Genomic DNA, 25,646 nt, shown 5'->3' with positions numbered 1-25,646 from the left:
ATACGTTGAAATATTTGTTCACTAATCGGTTTAATAGAATTCGATTAGTTACATTTAATATACTGCTAATAGTGGGATTTTTTGCATGTAATCAATCCACGAATAGACCATCAGCAGACACGAATCTACCAAAATTTGAACTCTTGACTCCAGAGAAAACAGGTGTTACATTTGCAAATAATTTGCGACCCGATTTATTGCCAAATCCATTGGAGTACATAAATGTTTTTAATGGGGGTGGAGTTGCTATTTGTGATATTAATAATGATGGATTATCAGATATTTTATTAACAGGCAATTTGGTTGAAAATAAATTATATTTGAATAAAGGAAATTTTAAGTTTGAAGACATAACTCAAAAAGCAGGTCTTTCTGGTTTTGGTGGTTGGTCTACAGGTGCAGCAGTAGCCGATATTAATAATGACGGATTTTTGGATATTTATATTTGTCGTTCATTTTATGTCTTGGAAGGTCCTGACAGACGCACAAATTTGATGTTCATAAATAATGGAGATTTGACCTTTACCGAAAAAGGAAAAGAATTAGGGATCAATGATAGTGGCTATAGTATTACTGCAAGTTTTTTTGATATGGATCAGGATTCTGATCTTGATTTAATTGTCGGCAATCACCCTCCAGATCGAATGACTGGATCAGGTGAACATTATAGAAGGTTTCATAACCCACCTTTTGAAACTTCTAATATGCTGTATAGAAATAATGGCAATGGAAGCTTTACAAATGTTACAAAAGAGGCTGGCGTACTGAGTTATGGTTGGACTCTTGGTTTAGTTACATCGGATCTTACAGGCGATGGTTTACCAGATATTTATATTTCAGTGGATCACGAACAGCCAGATTATTTTTATGAAAATCAAGGAAACGGAACATTTAAAAATATTTTATATTCTGCCGTTAAACATACAAGTCATAGTAGTATGGGAATTGATGCTGCAGATATCAATAATGACGGATTAATGGATTTTCTAGTGTTGGATATGTTGGCGGAAGATAATTACCGGGAGAAGGTGAATATGGCAAGTATGGATATCGATCGATTTTGGGATTATTTTAATGCAGGATATCATTATTCCTATATGCGGAATATGTTGCAAATTAATAATGGAAGCAAGTCATTTAGTGAAATTGCACAAATGAGTGGCATTCATAATACCGATTGGAGTTGGAGTGTTTTATTAACTGATTTTAATTTGGATGGGAAAAAAGATATTTATATTTCTAATGGATATTATCGGGATTTTTTAAATAAAGATTTTTTTAAACCCATGGTTAAACATGCCAATGAAATGCGAGAAAAAGGTGAATCTATGGAAACAATTTTGAGATTTTTAAGACAGCAAAATACAACCATGGTAGCAACCAAAGTTGCTAATTTTTATTACGAGAATAATGGGGACCTTACCTTTGTTGATAAATCTGCGGATGCGAATTTAAATTATAAAAGTTTTTCTTCTGGGGCTGCATATGGCGATTTAGATAATGATGGCGATCCTGATCTTGTAGTGAATAATATTGATGAACCCGCATTAGTTTATAAAAATAATGCAATTGAACGCTCTGCAAATCATTTTTTGAAAATAAAATTAGAGGCATCAAATTATGCAGTTAAGTTAAATTCTAAAGTTGAAATTGAAACAACTACTGGATTTCAATTATTTGAATTAATTACGACCCGGGGATATCAATCTGTTGTTGATGATAATATTTATTTTGGAATAGGTGAAGAAAATTCGATTAAAAAATTAAAAATCACCTGGGCAGACCAAAAAGTGCAAATACTTGAAAATGTCTCTGCGGATCAAATCCTTAAATTAAACTATTCTGATGCTAAAAAAGCAGATAAGACAAAAGAGAATAAAGTATTATTATTTGCGGATAAAACAAATCAATTTAATGCAAATTTTATACACAAAGAAAATGTGTATGATGATTATCGAAAAAGGCAAATTTTATTGCCTCATAAAATGTCTCAATTAGGACCTTCAATTGCGGTTGCTGATGTAAATGCAGATGGCGCAGATGATTTTTATGTTGGAGGCGCTACAGGACAGGCAGGGGCATTATACATACAAAATACTTCTGGTTTATTTTCTGTGCAACCTAACCTTGATTTTGAAGCTGATAAATTGTTTGAAGATGTCGGGGCATTGTTTTTTGATAAGGATAAGGATGGTGACCTGGATTTATATGTCGTCAGTGGAGGTAATGAATTTGATGACCCAAAGGCGTATCAGGATCGGTTGTATGAAAATAATGGAGAAGGGGTGTTTAAAAAGATTCAGGCCTTACCAAATACAGGAGGCAGTGGTTCTTGTGTAAAGTCAATTGATTTTGATGGCGATGGTGATTTGGATCTTTTTGTAGGTGGACGTTTGGAACCTGGTAAGTACCCATTTCCAGGTAGCTCCTATTTGTTGGAAAACAATAAGGGCATTTTTTCCGATGCCACTGCGAAATGGTCTATAGGATTATCAAATTGTGGGATGGTGACCGATGCAGAATGGACAGACATCAATGGGGATGGTAAAGTAGACCTGATGGTAGTTGGAGAATGGATGAATATTAGTCCATTTATTAATCAAAATGGAAAATTAGTCAATCAGACAAAGGAATTCAAATTAGATGAAACCGGGGGATGGTGGAACCGAATTATTGCGGCTGATATAGATAAAGATGGTGACCAGGATTTTATCATTGGAAACCTGGGTACAAATTATAAATATAGAACGACCAGAACCAAGCCTTTTCAGGTTTATGCCGGTGATTTTGACCAAAATGGTAAATCGGATATCGTTTTAGGTTGGTATAAAAAAGATGGAAATTTATTTCCAGTCAGAGGGCGTCAGTGTTCAAGTGAACAAATGCCAATGATATTAGACAAGTTTAAAACCTATGACCTTTATGGAAAATCTACCTTGAAAGATATTTACGGAGATATCCTTACAACAGCATTGCATTATGAGGCAAAGACCTTCCAAAGTGTCATTTTAATTAATAATAAGGGTAGTTTTGAAATGAAGCCCCTTCCAAATCGGGCTCAGATTTCACCTGTTAATGGAATTATTTATGATGATATGGACAACGACCAAATTAATGATCTGGTAATTGCAGGCAATCTTTTCGTCTCAGAGGTAGAAACAGGGAATGCAGATGCAGGCGTAGGTTTATTCTTAAAAGGAAATAAACAATCCTGGTTTGATGAAGTGAGTCCGAATAGCTCAGGTTTATATGCCATGGGCGATGTTAAAAATATCCTGATACTTAAAAAGACCTATTCTGGCAACCCATTCATTCTTGTGGCAAATAATAACGGACCTATACAAATAATTTCTATTCAAAATAGCAAAGCATTACAATAGCCAATTAAGAATGGATAAAATATCCAATTTTGCAGGCTCAAACGAAAGTAACCCTAATGAGGGTAGATCTTACAAAAAGGCTTAAATATTTGTTGTCTAAGTCTAAAGGAGTTAAATCTTTCTAAAGTCTTAATTCTTATTCACGAGCCTATATAAAAACTGAGATTCAAAGGAATTTTCTTAAAATTGAAAAGTTAAATAAAATTTAATTTCCGTGTACGGTACTGATAAACAAATAGTTATATATTTATTTATAAAATATTTAAAAAAATATTTCCTAAATAAATAATCTGTCTATCTTTGCGTAGATGGAGTTATCCAAGTTGGGTATATTATAGAATATTTGAAGCAAACCCAATAAGGAAGGATGAAGCCGACGAAGCGATTCCCTCTGTTGAAAAAAAAGGATGTGTTTGATTTTTTAAGATTTTGATAATCAATTGGTTGTCATAGTCTTAAAGAGTTGTTATATATCAAGACGAAGTATAAATTAATTAATAACCAAAACTATTTCTCATGAAAAAGACGAATGTTTACTTTTTCCGTACTGTTTCATGTTCTCTCAAATCTCTGATTACCGGTTCATTTTTACTGGTCTTCATGGCTTTTGCGAATCATGGATCAGCTCAACTTTCCGTTCCGACCCCGGAAACGGTTTTACCTGCACTCAAATCAAAAGCAGAGTGTGTGGATATTGCAACAAAAGAAAGCTTTGACATTAGTGAAGCGATCAAAAAAGATCCGAATAATAAAGACCTTCGGATGCTTTGGGATGCTTACACTTTTGTAATTATGAATGCAGCTGAGCCTACATTTGATATGCCATTAATTTTGGCGCAGTTGTATGCTGTATTGCACTCAGACCAGGATGGCACCGCTACCCATTCTGCAGGTTTTTATGCTAAAAGCTGGAATAAACCTTATTCAGAGATTGTACAAAAATTTAAACGTTAATTGAACTCGGTTATTCCTTGTTCAAAGATCGAATTCTTAAACCTAATTGTATATTCTCATTTTTAAATTTAATTAGCAAAACCAAATCTCATGAAAATAAATTTTTTAACTAATCCTTTTAAGATAGGAAGCAACGCCTTGATGTTGATCTTTCTATTTTTAAGTACAGGTATCTTTGCGCAACCGCAATCTGGTACTTGCTACTTTGTGGGAGAAACTGTTGTTAATGGGGTCAATACAAATGACACCTTGCCAAGACTTTTTGTTGGCTTAGCTCCAGGATCTTGCCGCGCAGCAACAATAAACGTACCAAAACCACCATTGAATACTCCTGGATGTGCAAGTATCCAGTTGTCAAACAATGGTCCAGTAACACCAAGAGATGAAACTGGTTGTTCATTTGGAGAAGGTTGTAATACATGTTTTGGTTGTGGAGTAATTACTACAACTGCAGTTCCAGGTGTTGCTTTAGCAATTCCAGGGCCACCAACAACGCCACCATCTCCATTATGCCAGCCTTTTATACCTGCAATACAATTAGTAATTGCAAAGTTAGGTACAGCATCTTTTGGAGATACTTATACACTTTCAATAGCGCCTGCTCCAGGGGGACCTTATACACCTTTTGGAACATATACTTCTGGAAATGGTGTAACTCAATTTTACACAATTGCTCCAGGTTTATATACAGCCGCAGGAAATAACTACATTCGTCCTGACCATGCTTGGGGCGGTAATACCACGTTCGGTGAATGTTTACCTACCTTTCAATTTAGAACTGGTGGTGCATTTGCAGCTTGTATAGATAGTAATATGACTCCGGGTGCCGGCTTAGATACATTTAGTGCTATGGCTGGAACATATTACAGAGTTTTTAGATCTTTCCAAACATCAACATGTCAATTGGTTAGAGCAGTATTACCTATTGTAGTCCAAGACTTAGAGCCACCGGTAATTATCGGTTGTCCGAAAGCAGTAATTATCAATTTAGGTCCTGGAGAATGTGAAGCTAGTTGGGATGCACCACCGTTTATGGCGATGGATAACTGTCCTGCAGCAACATTTTTGAATCAGGCAAATTCTATTGGATGTCAGACATCATTCACATTTTGTGGATATGATGCTGTTAACCCATCAGGATTTTTATTTAACTTAACAAACAATACAGCAAGACCGATGGCGATTCTTGGATTTCCAAGTTTCTTTTCAGCGGGTTGTGCGGGTATAACAAGTACTGCAGGTATATTCTCAGTATTTGCAAAAACGACACCAAATACAGGTTGGGAAGTTGGATTAACAGGATATAATGGTAATCCAGCGACACAAGGTTGTAATGGTGTTTCACCAAAGACATTATGGACCTTAGTAAAAACTTCTACTGCGGCTGATGGAATCCGGGCATTACCGGTAACACAGCCAGCATTAGATACCATGTTATTAGGAGCAGCAGTTACACCATCGAGAGATACGGTGTATGCATGCGATGGATCCTTTACAGTTAATATCGGATCTGGCTTAAGTTCAAACTTAATACTATCTGCTGGAGAAACCAGAGGTATATATATAGGAGGAGCTTTAGGAACAAGATTTGAGATGATTGCACCAGCCTTTGGATCCTGTAATGCAGGTCGTCCATTTGGAGATGGAATATGTCAAATCAATACAGGTTTAATAACCGGTGGTATTGCAAGTAATACTGCGACTGTATTTGGTAACTTAGGAACCTGCCGTCCAATCGGATATGTAGGAAACGTAATGTATGCTGGAGCAGAAACGATGGTAAGAGTAAGACAGACCTGTGGTAGACCATACGGTCCTGGCTGTTACTTCCCAGTAGGTTGTACTACACTATGTTATGAGGCAACAGATGCAGCAGGTAACAGAGCTACTTGTACGTTTGATGTTTGTGTAAATGCATATCCAAATACAGTAACTGCCTTAGCATGTCATGATGAAATCCAAATCAGTTTAAATGAGAATTGCTTTGCAACAATCAGTGCTGATGAAGTATTATCAGGAGGTCCATACAAATGTTATGATGACTATATCGTTGAAATCAGAGATTGGGTAACAAATGCAATCATAGATCGTCAACCAAACGTACCTGGAATACAAGTAGGAATCCAGGATATTGGAAGGGAATTAAAAATCACCGTACGGGATCCAGCAACTGGCAATAGCTGTTGGGGACATGCTACAGTGGAAGATAAATTACCACCAAGAATTACCTGTCCAAGAGATACCTGTGTACCATGTTATTCACCAGTATCTCCAGACTTTACTGGATCTCCAGTAGTTGTTGAGAATTGCGGAGGTTATAGCCTTAGCTTTAAAGACAATGTAGCAAAAGGCGGTTGCCCAGCAGGAAATGATAGAATCATTACCCGTACCTGGACAGCAATCGATGCATACAATAATAAAGCTACTTGCGTACAATCCATCATGGTGAGCTTAGGTTCATTATCAGATGCAGTAGTTCCATTAAACTATGACAACATTGAGAATCCAATGTTAAATTGTAATGAGAAAATAGATCACAATAAAGATGTTACACCACATTATTTAGCATTCCCATATTGTGTAGATGGCTATTTATTAGACTCTGCACATTGGTTTGCAACAGGAGGATTTTTACCAAGTCCAAATGGAGACTTAGCGGGTGAGCGTTTACCAAGAACATTAGGTTGGAATTGCTTGGATTCAGGTCCATATGCAGGTCATCCAAGCCCATATGGAGTATACTATCCAGCACATCCAAACTGGAGACCAAATAATCCAGTATGTTGGGGTCCTGATGAAGTAGTTATGTGGCATGGAACAGGATTTCCAGGTGGCGTAAATTGCGGAAACTTAGGAGTAACATACCAGGATATCGTAATCGACTTGGCAAAACCAGGTTGTGATGCAGGTCCGGTAGGCTGTTATAAAGTATTAAGACAATGGACTGTGTTAGACTGGTGTACAAGTGAAGTAGGCGGTCATAACCAGATCATAAAAGTAGTAGATGCAGAAGCACCAAAAGTGTTATATCCAGATACTGTAAATGTAAACATGGAAGTATGGACTTGTACAGGCAGATGGGAAGTACCACCAGCCTGGATTGTTGACAATTGTAGCAATGAGTTACATTATACAGTAGAAGTTGAAGACGGAACTGTATTAGGTAATGAAACAAGTGGATATGTAGTAGTAGATATGCCAATAGGAGTACAAAGCGGTTATGTAATCGCAGAAGACTGCTGTGGAAATATTACAAAGAAAAGAATTGCATTAAACGTATTTGATAACGTACCACCGATCGCAGTATGCGAAGCAAAAACGGTAGTAAGTATCAATGGAAATCAAAGTCCTGGAGAAAATTTTGCAAAAATATTTGCAGAGTCATTTGATCAGGGAAGTTTTGACAATTGCCAGCCACATATATTCTTCAAAGTAATCCGTATGGAACACTTAAGAGGAACAAACAATGGTAGCAATGCAAACCAACCAGACAATGGAACAAATTGTGCATCCATAAACGGAGATGATAATGCAATTTTAGATGGTAATCAAATCTATTTTGATGACCATGTTAAATTCTGCTGTTCAGATGTAGGAAAAACAATAATGGTAGTGTTCAGAGTATTTGATCGCGAACCAGGCAATGGTCCAATCGCGCCAAGTAGAATGAACTCTGGTGGAAACTTATTCAATCGTTACAGTGATTGTATGGTTGAAGTAGAAGTACAAGATAAGAGTGTACCTACTGTTGTAGCACCACCAAATATCGTAGTAAGCTGCTGGTTCTGGTTTGATGTTGACAAATTAGTAGATCCTAATGATGCAACATTTGGTAAAGTGGTAACAGACTTATCAAACAGAGCAAAAGTTAAAACAACAGACTTAGTATGTTATAACTATTGTGTGAGAAATGATATCACAGGTTACCCAGGTTTCGTACCAGGCGCACCACCATCAAATCCACCAGCATGGAATAAAGCATGTGACTATTACAGAAGCTTATTCGATACAGCACATTATGACAGAAAATATGAATTAGTATGGGGCTTTGACGGTTATGTCTTAAGTTCATGCGGAAATACACCAACGATCAGTGTAAATGACAACCGGGAATGCGGTCAAGGTCAAATTACACGTACAGTAGTTGCAAGAGGACCAAATGGAATTAGCGTAACAGCAACTCAGATAATCTGGGTAGTTGATTGTGATCCATTCTATATCAATAGAGCAGATAATTGCGATCCAGATGATGACATTACCTGGCCAGGAAATTGCACAGGACAAGCAACAACAATTGCTGGTTGTGGAGCAGACATTAGCCCAGATAATCCATTATTAGGAAGACCAGTAGTTGAAAACGGAGCAGATGATTTATGTGCATTGATCAGTATCGAATATTTCGATGAGATCTTTACAATTGAACCAGATGCATGTTTCAAAGTATTGCGTAAATGGGTAGTAATTGACTGGTGTCAGTATGACCCAAGTATCGATCCAGTAAAAGGAAGATGGGAGTACTTACAAATTATAAAAGTACACGACACAGATAAACCAGTTGTAAGTATTGAAGTAGGTCCATGTGAACCTGCAGTAAAGAATGCAACGGATAATATTTGCTATGGCCATATCAGCATAGTAGCTGATGCAACAGACAACTGTAGCCCATTAGATTGGTTATTCTATGACTATAAAATAGACTTATATAATGATGGAATCGGAACTCACCAGGGATATGATTTCAAAGTAGGTCCATTGACTAGAAAAGAATATGCAGCAGGAAGAACACCATTGTTCCACCACAATCCATTAGCAGATAATGAAAACAATCCATTTGAAGCAAGTGGTACGTATCCAATAGGAATACACAAAATCTGTTGGTTTGTAGAAGACGGATGTGGAAACATAGGTACTTTATGTCAATTGTTTGAAGTGAAGGATTGCAAAGCACCAACACCATACTGTTTGACAGGAGTAATTACAGTTCCAATGCCAGCCTCTAAATGTGTAACGGTTTGGGCAAAAGATTTAGACAGAGGAAGTTTTGACAACTGTACAAATGCTGATGATTTATTATTCTATTTCAACGGAGATACGAGTGCAACAAGCATTACAATCTGTTGTGATGATTTCGTAGCAGCAGGTGCAAATGATGAGTTATTAGTAGATGTTCAAATGTGGGTTCAAGATGAAGAAGGCAATACAGATTATTGTAAAACCGTAATCATCATCCAGGACAATCAGGATATCTGTCCTAATACAGGATCAGTTGGTAAAGTTGAAGGAAACTTAAGAACTGAAAATGATGATCAAACAGAATTAGCAGATGTACAATTGTTAGTTTCATCAAGTATGATGAAAAACATGGTTACATCAAATAGTGGAGAATACTTATTTGGAGATTTGAAACCAAACACATACAGTGTTAAACCAAGTAGAAATGATGATCCATTAAATGGTGTAAGTACAAAAGACATCGTTAAAATCCAAAGACATATCTTAGGAATTGAAACGTTGAATTCTCCATACAAATTGATCGCAGCAGACGTAAATACAAGTGCTAGCATAACTGCAGCAGACGTATCTGAGATTCGTAAATTAATCTTAGGAGTAAGCAGCAAATTCAATAAATCAGAATCTTGGACATTTGTACCAAAGAACTATGTATTTGCAACACCAACAAGTCCATGGAATGCACCAAGACAGGTGAATGTTACAGTAATAAAAGAAGAGAAATTCTTTGAAGACTTTGTAGCTGTTAAAATGGGAGATGTAACAACAGACGCCAGAGGTCACAATGTAGCTGGAAGCAGCAGTCGTAACAATGGTAAGTTACATTTAGAAATTGATAACAATACAACGGTATCCGGAGAATTGTACAAAGTAGCATTCAAATCAAGTGATTTCAACAACATCGCAGGATACCAGTTTACAATGAAATTTGATCGTCAAGCATTGACATTCGAAGGAATTGAAGCAGGATCTTTAAATGTTGATGAGTCAAACTTTGGAACAAACCAAGTAGGAAATGGCATTTTAACTACAAGCTGGAATAGCAAAGTAGCACAGAGTGTAGAATCAGAAGCAACGTTATTTACAGTAGTATTCCGCGCAAACAGTAACAGCAACATTGGTAGCTTAATCGCAATCACTGGAGATGTAACAGCAGCAGAAGCATATGATGCACAATTGAATACAAAAGACATCAGCTTAGGAGTACGTACAGAAAGAGGCGTTGTAGAAAGTGGAATCTTTGAGTTGTATCAAAATACACCAAATCCATTTGCAAAAGAAACTACAATCAGCTATAGATTACCAGAAGCAGGAAATGCTAAATTGAGTATCTATGACGTAACCGGTAAAGTATTGAGAGTATATGAGTTAACAGGCGTAAAAGGCTTGAACACTGTAAAAGTTCAGAAAGCTGAATTGAATGCAGGAGGCGTATTATACTATCAATTAGATGCCGCAGACCATACAGCAACTAAGAGAATGGTAGTAATCGACTAGTCGATTATTGCTTCTCTTCCCAAAGAGTTCTCTTAGTTAGACGAATTATAAGTCGTCAATTGAGAAAAAGTTAAATCGGTTTTTGGGATGGCCTCTTCTCGAGTGATCGGGAGGGGGCTTTTTTTTTGTCCTAAATCCATTGCCCATTCAGTATTTCATATAAGCTATGAAATCTGAAATTCGAATTCATAAAGCCTTCATAGGAATCTTGATTTTTAATGAAGCATTAGAATGTTATGAACTTTCAGCCCGATCTTTATAAACCCCTCTCTTTTAAGGCATTCAGTTACCATGGTTATATATATGAAATAAAAATATTAAAAATACTATAACGTATTGTATATTAATGTAATAAACATTACATATTTTTGCAATATGAATTAGGATAAAAATCCTGATTTATATTCATCCATAGGAGTCCCACCCCAAAGCAGCAAAATTTTATCCCATTTTCAGTAATCAGGTATTCATCCTGCCAGACTTGCACAAAGAGGTCTTTGCCTCAACATTTACATTTAATATCATCATGAATGTGTTGATTCACATTTATAGAATGAATTGTACTGACTGAATTTTTGAGAAACCATTTTTCAATCAGAATAATTAAGGAGTGAATACTTACTGCTGTAGTAAGTATTAGTGCTATACGCAGCTAAAAATTGAATTTAGCAAACTCACGATATATGTGCACCATAAACTCTTTAGACAGAATTTGGCAAAATCATTTTAATTTTTCATCCATCAGAACTGTCCTTGTAATTCTATTTCTTTACATGGACAGTTCCGGTGCACATGGAGCAAACTCAACAATGGCTATTCAAGTCACAGCTCCGCCGGATATTACAATTAATATCAAGAGGCCCACAATTTGTGATACAAGTTTCATTTTACCACCTGCAATATTTTCTGGCCAATGTGCCGGAATTCTGAGATTTTCAACTACAAGTATTTTTACTGGTTTAAGCACCAATGGTGGTTTAATGTATTTTACTACAGGAGTCTATAAGGTCATTTATATGGTGACCGATGTCTGTGGTATGACAGGAATAGATTCAACGATTGTGACTGTGTATGACGCTTTAGTGCCGAATTTAGTTTGTGCACCGCAGCAAACAATTAATCTTCCAAGTAATGGATTTGCAGATGTACCTGCAACTATTTTTGATGGTGGAGCTTCAGACAATTGTGGCCATGTCTATTTTAAGATAAAACGGATGTTTGCCGTTTCCCCACATACTTGTGATAATCCGGTGAATCCTTCCAATGCATTTGATGACAATATCCGATTTTGTTGCAGTGATGTAGATTCAAATTTCATACGTGTTATACTTCGGGTTTATGATGTATATCCTGGAAATGGAATTGTAAATGATTCTTTGCATCGGGGTCATTATGTGGATTGTATGATTCAGGCAATTGTAAGAGATAAAATTGCTCCTGATATCACCTGTCCTTATGATGTAACCGTGAATTGTGGTGCGGATTTGGATAGTGTGCTATTAAATATGGGCCCTGTTATTATCGATAACTGCTCATTAGTAAATGTTGATACCTTAGTAGACCATAATTTGGATGCCTGTGGTTCTGGTTCCATTCGAAGAACTTTTATAGCATTCGACAGATACGGTCAAACAAGTTCCTGTACACAAATTATTACCGTAAATAGGGTCAATACATTTAACGGTTTAGATCCAAATCAATTAAAATGGCCAACGCATAAAATTGTTTTCGCATGTCGAATTGATCCCGATACTATAAATGCAGGAATACCAGAAATTAAAGAAGACGGTTGTGCGAACGTACTCATAGCAAAACGGGATGAAAAATATAATTTTGATAGAGGTGGAGTATGTGCCAAAATACTAAGATACTGGGAAGTAATCGATTATTGTAAGTACAACAAAAATTACAGCCCAAATCCGCGGGTTCCAGAGAATGCATATTATTCCTATATCCAGGAAATAAAAATAATGGATACTGTAGCTCCTGTACTTTCAGGTTTAAGAGATACTGTTATTGGAATTCAAACACCAGATTGCTTAGCTGGTAATATTATTTTGCCTGATATCAGTGCTAGTGATTGCGGTTCAATTAGTAATATCACCATACGTTATGAAATTGATTTTTACAATGATGGCGACATCGATCGATCTTCCATCGGAAAAAATGCAAGTGGTTTATTTCCCATAGGATCCCATACGATTTCATTTTTTGCAAATGATTCTTGTCATAATACCGGTATATTAATTATAAATATAGAAATAATAGATTCAAAATCTCCAAATGCAAATGCAATTTATGGTTTGTCAAGTAGCCTAAGTTTAATGCCTGCAGGACCGATGGTTTCAATTCACGCAAAAGTGTTTGATATTAAAAGCTCAGATAATTGTACCCCTGCTTCGCAATTGAGATTTTCATTTTCAGCGGATGTAAATGATACCCTTCGCATATTCAATTGCGATAGCTTAGGTAAAAGAGACATTCATTTAGTAGTCTGGGATTTAGAAGGAAATTCTAGTGAAGTGATCACGTTTATAACAATTGATGATGTCCATAATTTATGTCCAACAACACTTCAGGGTGTACAAGTTTTAGGTCAAATCCAAACAAAAAATCAGCAGATGATAAAAGATGCTGAAGTTAGTTTGCAATATGATACGAAATTAGTACAAACCATGACAGATAAAGATGGGCAATTTCGTTTCAATTCAATTCCTCAAAATAAGTTTATTCAATTGAGTTCTAGTTGTAATCAAAATTTTACAGCAGGAATTACTACTGCTGATATAATTAAAATTCAAAGACATATTCTTGGCATTGACTTATTAAGAAATGCACATGAATTGTTAGCAGCGGATGTTGATAAAAGTCAAAAAATAACAACGAAAGATGTTGTTTTGATTCGAAACCTGATTTTAGGAAAGATGACGGAATTTCCTTCGCATCAAAGTTATTTGTTTTTAAACAATAATTATGTATTTCAATATCCTGAGGATCCATATGCAGAATTGGTAAATGCAGAAAAATTTAATCTTGAAACGAAAGCAAATACACCTCCAGCAAACTTTACAGCAATTAAATTAGGAGATGTAAACAATAGCTTTACTGCTAATAATATACAGCTTCCTATGCAAAAAACAGCCATTCTTTTTTATCAGGTAAAGAATGCATATTTGGAAGTATACATGAATCAATCAGGATTGTTTAATGGTTTTCAATTCGAGTTTTTACATAAAGGATTTTGCTTTAAATCAAGTGATAGAATAGAAAGCGACTTGCCTGGATGGAATGAATCGAACTATAAAGTTGAAGGCAATAAGTTGATTGTTTCATATGCGGAGTCTGACATTTTATTAAATGGAATGGAAACTGCAATCCTTAGAATTCCAATTGAAACGATAGATAAAAATTGCAATCCGTATTTATATCTTGGAAATTCTTTCATAAATGAATGTTATCAGCAAAGCGAAGTTTTTTCTATTCAAGGAATAGAACCATTTGGTTTTGAAAATACAAATCAACAAGATATTATAGAACTATTTCCAAATCCTTTCAATGAAAACTTAAGCATCCGACTTCATCTTACAAAAGAGAATAGTATGAAGTTGGATTTATTTTCATTGGATGGTAAGAAGACTTTAACGAAGACCATAAATGCTCCACTAGGAATTTCAGAAATTACATTAACCAAAACTGAAATCGGAAGTGAAGGTGTATTCTTATTGCACATATACAATGATATAATTTCAAAATATTATAAAATTATAGCTGAGTAATTTAATTACAATTATTCCTCACATTCAATTCGAATTATGAAAAATTTTCCGCTAATAAATCCCATCCCAAAACGCTTTGTAAGCATAAATTCAACGTTTATGTTTGCAATTTATTTAGTAGTATTTTTCTGTACTGAATTGAAGGCCATTCCAGAGGATTGGCCTTCACCAGACGGAATAAGCAATGTGAATCCTGAATCTTCAGAGATCCTGCAGTTAAATTGCATGGGAAGTATTCAAATATCACTTGATTCTACTGGAAACGGAATCGTTACACCAAGTATGTGTTTGGTTGGAAGCTATCCAAGTTTTAGTAATTTTAAAGTGGTAATTAATCAAACAGGATCCAATTTGGTTAGTTGTCGGGATATAGGAAAAACACTTACAGCGACCGTTACCGATATTACAAATGGTATGATGTGTTGGACTGCAGTAAAAGTAGAAGATAAATTGAAACCTGTTATTTTATGTCGTGCCGATACCGTTTCATGCGCGAACGATCCATTTACTTTAGACTATACACCATACGTTGTAATTACAGACAATTGTGATACGAATGTAAGTGCATTTTATGACCTCAGCCTAAGCCTCTTTGATTGTACCAATTCAAGATATTCATCCGTTGTTCATTTAAAATGGACAGCTATTGACGATTATGGAAATACAAATACTTGTTTACAGGATATTTATTTTAAAAAATCATCTGTGGATAGTATCGTATTTCCGCCAAACGATACAGTATATTGCCCAAATCCGGATTTTTCACATACAGGGGTACCAACACTTTATGGAGATACAGTAAGCCATTTATGTAATTTGCTTTCTACGCATGTTGATGACTCTATCATAGTGTGTGGAGGTATGCTTAAGCTCAGAAGATTATGGACCGTTATTGATTGGTGTACCATGGTAATGCGATCCTCAACACAGGAAATATTAGTTTCGGATACCACAAGACCTGATATTAGTTGTCCACGGGACACCATTTTATTTTCTGCATATAATAGTTGTAAAGTAAATTATACAATTCCAAATGTGTATGCAACCGATGCATGTAGTCCTTCCTTTTTATTAATTTATGTTGTGCGCGTTGACAGCAGCTTTTTATTAAGACCAGGGCAAATTGTAGCCTTGGATACAGGGAAACACACCTTAAATTATATAGCCATTGATCCTTGTGGTAATTCAGATACCTGTACTTCATTGGTTTGGGTTAAAGATAAGATCACCCCATCTTTAGTTTGTCCGCCGGCATTAGTGGTATCCTTAGATCCTGCTGGCCATGTGATATTGACTGCAGAGCAAGTTGCAGCCAGAGGTTTGATCTCGGACAACTGTTGTATTGATACGATTTTAGTAAGGAGAATGAATTTTTCATGTGGAAGACCACAGGATACTTTTTTTAGAGATAGAATTCAATTTTGTTGTGAAGATATTCGGGATACTATCATGATTGTTTTGAAAGCTACCGACTGTAGTGGGAACATGAACTTTTGTATGATTGAAGTATATGTTCAAGATAAGAATCCAATAGCAGCACCAGTATGCCCAGCGAATATTACAGTTTCCTGTGCGCGTGATTATTTTGATACGGATGTAACTGGTAATTATTCAGCAATTACTGCTTGCCAGGATTTTATACAAGGAACTTATATAGATAGTCTTGGCGTAGATAGTTGCAAGAATGGAATTATAAAACGTTCCTTTTATTTGCAATATCCAGATGGTTCTATTGATAGTACCTGTAAGCAAAGAATAACTATTTTTAATTCCTATATTTTTAATCCATTACATATAATTTGGACTCGGGATACTTCGATTCCTGAGTGCATAGGATATCAGCCAGATGATTTAAGAAGTATTCCTTCAAATCCAAGAGATACCTGTGGCAGTGTTTATTTTACATTTATAGACCGCCCAGTGCGATTTACACTGGATAGTTGCGAAATAGTAGATCGGATCTGGTCGGCATATTCAGCGTGTTCACACCAAACTGTGAAAGATACCCAGGTAATTATTCGTATAAGTTTAAAAAGATCTAAACTTACAGGTCCTCGGGATACCACGGTTGCAAATGGAAGTGATTCTTGTGCAAGATTCGTTAAGTTACTAGCTGCAACTTTAACAGGATGCGGTAGATTTACAAGCATCACAAATTCATTTAATGGCGGTGGAGCCAATGCAAGTGGAGTTTATCCACTAGGTACTACAAAAGTTATTTTTACGGCAAAGGATTCCTGTGGTTTGATAAGAGACACTACAACGATCATTGTACGAGATCAAGAAAGCCCTCGAGCAACCTGCGATATTATTTTTGTAGATATGCTAATGAATGATTCTTTACAATTTACTGCCAGATCATTATTAGTGAGTTATTCTGATAATTGTACTATTTCAGATAATTTGAAAATTGCGTTTTCGAGTAGTAATTTTAATGATTCAGTTCGGATAATAACCTGCGCTGATTTAAGTTCAATTCCAGATACTTTTGATTTTACTATTTTCGTAAAAGATTCATCCGGAAATATTGGAAGTTGTATCGCAAGGGTTCATGTATTCGATCCAAATTTTTATTGTACGACGGCCATTCGAATAGGCGATGTAAATGGTTTGATACGAATCAATGATCACACCCCAATGGAAGGAGTTGAAGTAGCTTTGAACGGATGGAATAAAACTATTTTATCAGATCTGAATGGTGAATATCTTTTTAATGATATTATAACAAATAAATTATATACCATATCGCCATCCTACAATAAGAATTGGTTAGAGGGAATTACCACATTGGATATCGTAAAAATACAGAGACATATTTTGGGAATTGAATCGTTTACACATCCATTTGAATGGGTGGCAGCAGATGTTGATAAGAATGGTAGAATTAGCGCGGCAGACATCACCTGGCTTCGAAGATTAATCATTGGTAAAGTTGCAAGTGTACCTGGTAATGAATCCTGGCGTTTTATCAAGAAAAACTTTAAGTTCTTGAAAACGGAATATCCTTTGGAATCGCAAATTGAAGAAAACGTTCAATTAAATGGCAATTGGCAAAATGCAAAGATTGATTTTGATGCCATTAAAGTTGGGGATGTGAGTTCCATAAATAATATTCGTTCACTGGAAGACAGATTAAGGAAAGCAGAAATCATTATAGAAGAGAAGGAATTTCTAAAAGGAGAAATCTTTTCAGTTGATTTGAAGCTACAAAAGGAAAGTGATATTCAGGGAATGCAGTTAAGCTTTGAGTTAGACAATAGTTCTGTAGAGCTTTTCCAAATAACGGAATATCTAAATAATGAAAATGGCAGGCCGCTTGTTCAAGATGAATATACCAATTCGGAAGGGATAATTAATATTTCATTACTTATAGATCAGGCTTCCGTTCATGTGGAACCTCAGGGGAAGCTCCTTAAATTCTTGTTTCGGGCTACTAAGAATAATAAGGTGTCTGCGATTCTAAAACCATCATTTGCAATTCGAAATGAAATTTACTTAAACTTAGATGTTCCATTGACAGCATTATTTACCTATAAACAAATTGAAACACTAATACCAGAATTAAGTAATTGGAATGTAGATCCAAATCCATTTCGGGAAAGAGTGTATCTAAATTTTGTTTCAAATGTTGATGAAGAGGCCTATTTTACTTTATTTGATTTAACAGGTAAAGTAATCATTAATAGAAATCAAAGAATCTTAAAAGGTAACAATACAGTACAAATAGATGGTACTACATCAATGAATCCAGGCAGCTATATATATCATTTTAAATTAGGTGATAAAACATATTATGGAAAAGTTGTAAAAGCAGAATAATAAATTTACTGTAGCACAATATGTAAAATATTGTGCTACAGTATTTTAAATATTATAAAAATACATTATTTGAAATATCACATATTAAAGGTATATTTAATATATATTCAAAATTTACCTTTGCAATGTATTACGACTTAATGCTATTTGTAAATCGTTGAAAAAAAATAATTAACAAATAGTTGGAAGTTTGAATATGTTTTCTACCTTTGTGGTGGAAGTACGCTTTCCCAACCCAAAATGATAAGTTCCTCTCTATAAAACATTCGTTTTAGCACCTAGTTTTTTTACAACCAAATGATATTAGACCCTCTAGTCTGTTCCTAAGACTATCCGGGCTTTTTTAACCTAACAATTCCGAGATTCTCTCAGGATACAGTCGTCCATTTTGGATTACCGTTCTGACCAGTAGTGGTTCAGAATTAAACGATATGTATTTACTCATTTTTTAACAATTAAATAGAGGATCTCATGGAGAAAACGAACTTTACGTTTGAAATCCGCAGATTAAAAAATTTGAATCTTGGCTTTAGCCATGCTTTTTCTGTCTGCCTTATGTGGCTGGTATTTTCATTTCAAACCAGTTCAATCAATGCTCAGTGTTCGCTGGCTTGCAATGGAACCATTCAAGTTTCATTGGATTCGTTTTGTGTAGCTACGATCACACCTTCAATGATGCTTAATGATACGATTACGACCTGTCCAAATGGACAATTTAGTGTTCGTGTCCTTGAGTATAATAAGCTTATTCCAGGATCACCTGTTGTTACAGGTATCTATGTTGGAAAAACATTAACTGTGGAAGTTACAGATAATATTTCTGGTAACAGATGTTGGGGATATGCAAAAATAGAAGATAAACTTCCTCCAACAATTATTTGCAGACGGGATACAATTCCTTGTTTTGTAGCGTCTCAATGGATTCCAGAAGCATTTGATGGATGCGGTTTAGATACCGTATTATTAGTGGATGAAATTATCCAACCACTGAATTGTAATCCAAATTATATCAAACAAATTGTTAGAAAATACATTGCCTATGATATTCATGGTAATAAATCTGCAATCTGTGCTGATACTACTTTATTAAAACGTTTTGATACGTCCAAAGTAGAATGTCCAAAAAATTATACAATAGCTAATAATTGTCCGATTAGTTGTAAAGATATTTATTACAATCGGATCCCACTTGATAAGAATGGCCATCCCAGCCCAAGTTATACCGGTGTTCCAAGATATACTGATTTAGTAGGTGGAAATCCGGTCACTATTGATCTTTATCCAGTACGTGATATTTATTGCAATATTGCGGTTAACTATGAAGATATTGATTTAGGAATTATCGGATGTGTTCACAAATATATGCGTATGTGGACGATCCGGGAATGGTGGTGTAATACTGAAATTGTAAGAGTATGCATCCAGATTCTTGAAATCGTAGATAGAGAAGCTCCTTATGTACATGCTCCTTATGATTTTGATGCAACAACAGATGGTGGTTATAAATGTCAGGCGACTGTTGTACTTCCACCGGCTATTGTTTTTGATAGTTGTGGAGGACCTGTACGTGTTGATGTATCCTATCCTGGTGGAATCCTTACAAATAAAAATGGAGGTGTTGTTATATTGCCAGTAGGTGATAATGTAATAGAATATCGTGCATATGATAACTGTTACAATTCAAGTACATCAACAATGACTGTTCATGTATTGGATAGAACAGCTCCGGTTGCAATTTGTGATCGGGAAACGGTCGTATCCTTATCTATATATGGTACAACACATGTGTATGCAAAAACTTTTGATGATGGATCTTATGACGATTGCCATATCGACTCATTCCTTGTAAGAAGAATGGATAATGGTGCGCCATGTGGCCAAAAAATTTCATGGTTTAGACCGTATGCAGAATTCTGTTGTGCAGATGTTGGTAAAACAATCACAGTTATTTTCCGCGCAAAAGACAAACATGGCAATTTCAATGATTGTATGGTACAGATTGAAGTACAAGATAAATTAAAGCCAGTTTGTACAGCACCCATTGATTTAACGGTTTCCTGTGATTTCCATTTTAATATTAATGATTTGTCCGTTTTTGGAGTGATGCAAAAAGATTCAGCATTATTCAATAATAAGCGAACTATTAAATTTATTGGAAATAAAGGATTGCAAGAAGTTGTCAACTTCCATGATGGATTTGCACATGACAATTGTGATTTTACAATTACGCATTCATTTGTTGATAACAGAACACAATGTAACGTGGGTACCATTGTAAGAACTTGGGTTGTAGCAGATAATAATGGATCGGATACTTGTAGGCAAGTAATTTATTTCCATAATTATAGTCCTTATAATTTTGATTCTATCTGGTGGCCAAGAGACACTGTATTATATATGTGTTTGGATCCAAATGAATTGACACCTGAAAAATTAAATAGCAAACCTATTTTACGTAATGAAGACAAGTGTGATTTGGTCGGCTTAAGTTCGGAAGATCATCTTTTCAGAATTGTTCAAGGTGGTGATGCTTGTTATAAAATCATACGTAAATGGAAGGCATTAGATTGGTGTCAGGTATATTATAATGGCACAGGTGCTCATTATGAATTTAGAACCCATGAGCAAATTATAAAAATACATAATTTAGATGATCCAACGGTTAATCCAATACCAACAACCGATACAACTGTTTGTACATTAGATTCTTGTACTTCCGGATTTATTAGTCTGCGTGCAACAGGTAGTGATATCTGTACACCTGGAATTGAATTAGCATGGGAGTATTTAATAGATTATAATAACAATGGTATTTATGATATCATTCGCAGTGGTGTAGGTCCAACAATAAACGCAGATGGTAGATATCCATTAGGTACGCATAGAATTAAATATGTATTTGAAGATCGTTGCGGAAATAAAACTGCAATAGAAAGATTATTTACCATTATAAACTGTAAACTTCCAACACCTTATTGTATAAATGGAGTTGCAATCGATTTAATGCCAATCGATACAAATCGCGATGGTAAAATTGATTGGGGTATGATTGAAGTTTGGGCAAGTGATGTAGATCAAGGGTCTTATGGTGCTTGTAAAAATCCAATTACATTGAGTTTCTCAAGTGATACAACGATTAAATCTATAATGTTTGATTGCAATACCTTAGGACAACAAACGGTTGAACTTTGGGTAACAGACAGACTTACAGGGAATCAAGCATTCTGTAGAACTTTTGTTGAAGTTCAGGATAATAATAAAGCATGTGGTCAAACGATTACAAATACCGGAACGATTAATGGATTAGTGTCTAATAATGTGGACAACAATACCATGAATGATGTAGATGTTTTATTGACAGACAATGCTACGCCTACAAAGCAAATCATGTCTACGATTAAAACCATTGCCGATGGTAAATATGCATTTGGAAATATGCCTTTTAATAGTGGAAATTACACGATTAAGCCTGGTAAAAATTCAGATCCATTAAATGGTGTTACGACTGCAGATATTGTAAAAATTCAAAGACATATTTTAGGATTGGAATTATTAAGTTCCCCATACAAAATCATTGCAGCGGATGTTAATAATGATAAGAAAATCACATCCAAAGATATTAGTGATTTAAGAAGATTGATATTAGGTATCGTCGACAAATTTTCAAATAATGAGAGTTGGGCGTTTATAGATGCAACGTATCAGTTTATTAAAACAGATGTCGAAGTTTTAGATGAAAATTACCCAAGAACCTTTAATGTAAATCCATTTAATAATGATGTAAATGGAGTAGACTTTAAAGGCGTGAAAATAGGAGATGTATCAGGAAATGCATCAGCAGGACTTCATACTGCAACATCAAGAAATGGAAATGATGAAATCCTATTTATTGCTGATGAAAAAGAGTTTGCAAAAGATGAATTGGTAGCCATCCCTGTGTTCTTAGAGAAAAGTACACAATTAGCGGGATATCAGTTTACCTTGAAATTTGATCCAAGTAGATTGGTATTTGAAGGTGTTGAAGCTGGAAAATCCAACATTACTCCTGAGAATTTAGGTCTCATCAGGACAAGTGATGGCTATATTAGCTTTAGCTGGAATACAAATAAGAATATCGACATTCTTGAAAGTGAAGCATTATTCACGCTTAAATTCAAGGCTCTTTCGCAAGGTCAAATATCAAATATACTACAATTAAATTCAATAATTACTCCTGCTCAAGCATTTACGACGGATGCTGAGGAGAGAGATATTAAACTTGGTTTCAGAACGGATAACGGAATTGTTGAAAACAATTCAGGATTAATTCTGTACCAAAATCAACCCAATCCATTCTCTGATCTTACTGTAATAGGTTTCGAATTATTACAGCCTGCTGCTACAACGTTGACTATCTATGACCTTAATAGCAAGGTCTTATACAAGTCTGAAATTGCTGCAGTGAAAGGATACAATAGTATTGAGATTCAAAATGCTCAGTTGGGAGTCACTGGCGTACTCTTCTATCAGATTGATGCGGCAGGATTCACAGCTACTAAGAGAATGATTGTCATTAAGTAAGGCTAAATTCGTTTTGTTCTAAAGAGTTTACTGTTTTTGGGATGGGACCCCTCTTCGCAAACGTTGCGAAGGGGGTCTTTTTTTTGATAGTAGATCCATCTATTCAATATCTTTGTGTGACAATTTTAAAATTTGGCGAGAATACTTTCTATTGATTTTGGTTTAAAGAGATGTGGTATTGCGGTAACAGATCCTTTGCAGATTATTGTAAATGGATTGACTACCGTGGAGACCAAAGATCTAGAAACGTTTATTCAAATGTATTGTGCTGAGAATCCTGTTGAGAAAATAATTATTGGATATCCTTTTCAAAAAGACCAAGCTGAAAATTCAATTACACCAAATATTATTTTATTTAAAGAACGCATGGCTGCTAAGTTGAATGAAATGGAATTCCAATATTATGATGAAAAGAAAAGTTCAGTTGAAGCAAGCAGAATTTTAGTGCAAGCGGGCGTTAGAAAAAAACAAAGACAAGACAAAGCACTTATCGATAAAATGAGTGCAGTCGTAATATTACAACGATATCTAGGTCATATTTAATTCATTATGGTACTTCCAATTATTTTATACGGTAATTCAATTTTAAAGACGAAAGCTCGGGATATTCCAATAGAGTATCCAAATTTGCAAGAATTGATTGTGAATATGTGGGATACTATGAATTTTGCAAAAGGTGTAGGCTTGGCAGCTCCGCAAATTGGTTTACCGATTCGTTTATTTGTGGTGGATTCAATTCCTTATTATGAAAAAAAATCAATTCACAAAGGCATTAGAAAAGTATTTATTAATGCTACTATTTTAGAAGAGACCGGCCCTGAGTGGCCATTTGAAGAAGGTTGCCTAAGTATCCCTAAAATTAATGCAGAAGTAGAACGAACAACACATGTCAAAATCCAATATCTGGATGAACAGTTTAAAAAACATATCGAAGTTTATGACGAAATGAATGCAAGAATTATTCAACATGAATATGACCATATTGAAGGTATTTTATTTATTGATAAAATTAAGCCTGTGAGGCGTCAAATATTACAGAAAAAATTGGATAAAATACGCAAAGGAATTGTAGATGCCGCTTATCCTGTTAAGTTATAATTGGATCAGCAACCACTATGAATTCATTTATTTGTTTATTTTTGACTAAAATTGAAACCTATGCGAAGCAAACAAATAGTATTTATATTATTTTATATTTTAATATATAATTCTCTAATTAATGCACAATTAACTAAAATTTTAGTTTTAAATGAAGGTGCTTTTGATTATACTAAAAACACCATTATTGAACCTGTTTCTATTGGAAATTTTGATATTAATAGCAGAATTTATACAAAATTAAACGAAGTAGCTGGTGCGCGTTTTGCTTCGGATATAATTCAAGATGGATCAAGTTATTGGGTAGCTGCAGACAAAGAAATAGTTGTGTATGATTTATTATCGCACCAAAAATTGAGATCCTTTACCCTGGAAGGAGTGAGAAAATTAGCTTGTTATAAAGACTTCCTCATTGTTACACGAGGTGAATATTTAAAGCAACTTTCAGCTTACATACAAATCTATAATAAGCATACATTTGATTTAATTTACGAAGTACCCTATCAAGTTTTACCGTATACTGCTGAAAATATAATCGTAAAGGATGATAATGCATTTATTGCAATTAATAATGGTTTTGATTTTGGAAAAGAAGTTGGTAAAATTGTAAAGTTGAATTTAACGACATTGAAATTAGAAGCAATTTTAGAATTAGGACCGGAAGGAAAAAATCCTGAAAACTTAATGTTGGTTAAGGATCAATTGATTAGTTTAAATAATAAAGATTTTACCGGAAGTTCAATTTCTTTGATAGATTTAAATAGTAATCAAATCGATAATTATAATCTGACCAACGTGAGTTCTTTATGTGGCACATCAACGCTCGTAGGGGAGTCTGTTTTGTATCAGGAAATCGGAAAAGAGGACCTTGGTTTATTTCAACTAAATACAAAACAATCTGCTTTTTATAAAAATATTGGTAAAAGTTTTTATGGCATGAGTTATGATTCAAAATCTAACTTGATATGTGCTGCTGAAACAGATTTTAAAAGTTTCGGTAGAGTCAATGTTTATGATTCTAATTTAGATGAAAAGTATGTTTTTACTGCAGGGGTGAGCCCGGGATATTTTGTTTTTGTCAATGCAAGTTCAGTTTCAACAAAGCAATTAGAATCATTGCAATTCGAATTAAGTCCAAATCCTATCGTTTCAAAGTTTAAAATAATTACAAAGGATCCTATTGATGAAATTAAAGTGATGGATTTTTATGGAAAAGTGTTGATCCATAAAAAACAAAAATCAATAGACCTGGAAGGCTTACAAGCAGGAGCATATATCTTATCTGTGCAAAATAAAGATCAAATCGGTTATAAGCGATTTGTTAAAATTCAAAAATAGATTTTGATTTATTTTTTTTGAATTCCCTTTACTTTTTAAGTCCGCTGGACTATTCTATTACCATACAGGATTTAAGCCTTATCAATCTAAGGAGAGCATTTGTTTAGGATACTTCAATGCTCTTTTTGATACATTGATAATTTAAAGTCCGGTGATTTTTAATGAAATTATTAATTTTAATTTCGGCTCAGTGGAATGTCTGATTTCAGTGGAA

Annotated in this window: 9 protein-coding genes; all 9 read left to right on the top strand. The window is 34.9% G+C overall.

All coding sequences use genetic code 11. The annotated features are described in order from the left end of the window. Window positions 1-5 precede the first annotated feature (5 nt). The 9 genes from IPO86_14335 (at window position 6) to IPO86_14295 (ending at window position 25,432) form a co-directional block, all read left to right on the top strand. Window positions 6-3,380 (top strand): VCBS repeat-containing protein, encoded by a 3,375-nt coding sequence (locus IPO86_14335; GenBank protein ID MBK9729282.1) that lies wholly within the window; start codon window positions 6-8, stop codon window positions 3,378-3,380. A gap of 516 nt (window positions 3,381-3,896) precedes the next feature. Continuing rightward, entirely contained in the window at window positions 3,897-4,334 is a 438-nt protein-coding gene (locus IPO86_14330; GenBank protein MBK9729281.1) for a hypothetical protein, read from the top strand. A gap of 90 nt (window positions 4,335-4,424) precedes the next feature. Next, window positions 4,425-10,841 carry an HYR domain-containing protein gene (locus tag IPO86_14325; protein ID MBK9729280.1) on the top strand — a complete coding sequence of 2,139 codons (6,417 nt, stop codon included), beginning with the start codon at window positions 4,425-4,427 and terminating at the stop codon, window positions 10,839-10,841. 773 nt (window positions 10,842-11,614) lie between these two features. Next, the gene (locus IPO86_14320) at window positions 11,615-14,617 is read left to right on the top strand and encodes a hypothetical protein (protein ID MBK9729279.1); all 3,003 of its coding nucleotides are present in this window, start codon (window positions 11,615-11,617) and stop codon (window positions 14,615-14,617) included. Between the two features lie 99 nt (window positions 14,618-14,716). Next, window positions 14,717-18,436, top strand: a complete 3,720-nt coding sequence (locus tag IPO86_14315) for a T9SS type A sorting domain-containing protein (GenBank protein MBK9729278.1) — start codon at window positions 14,717-14,719, stop codon at window positions 18,434-18,436. Window positions 18,437-18,907: 471 nt separating this feature from the next. Continuing rightward, complete coding sequence (locus IPO86_14310; protein ID MBK9729277.1) at window positions 18,908-22,996, top strand: T9SS type A sorting domain-containing protein; 4,089 nt, start codon at window positions 18,908-18,910, stop codon at window positions 22,994-22,996. Window positions 22,997-23,128: 132 nt separating this feature from the next. Then, a complete protein-coding gene (ruvX, locus tag IPO86_14305; protein MBK9729276.1) occupies window positions 23,129-23,539 on the top strand; it encodes a Holliday junction resolvase RuvX in 411 nt (136 codons plus the stop codon). A gap of 6 nt (window positions 23,540-23,545) precedes the next feature. Then, window positions 23,546-24,094, top strand: a complete 549-nt coding sequence (def, locus tag IPO86_14300; GenBank protein ID MBK9729275.1) for a peptide deformylase — start codon at window positions 23,546-23,548, stop codon at window positions 24,092-24,094. 60 nt (window positions 24,095-24,154) lie between these two features. Next, window positions 24,155-25,432, top strand: a complete 1,278-nt coding sequence (locus tag IPO86_14295; GenBank protein MBK9729274.1) for a T9SS type A sorting domain-containing protein — start codon at window positions 24,155-24,157, stop codon at window positions 25,430-25,432. Window positions 25,433-25,646 lie beyond the last annotated feature (214 nt).

It is taken from the genome of Saprospiraceae bacterium (assembly GCA_016717265.1).
Taxonomy (GTDB): Bacteria; Bacteroidota; Bacteroidia; order Chitinophagales; family Saprospiraceae; genus Vicinibacter.
The sequence above is the reverse complement of the archived record's forward strand: the minus strand, read 5'-3'. Positions and strand labels throughout refer to the sequence as shown.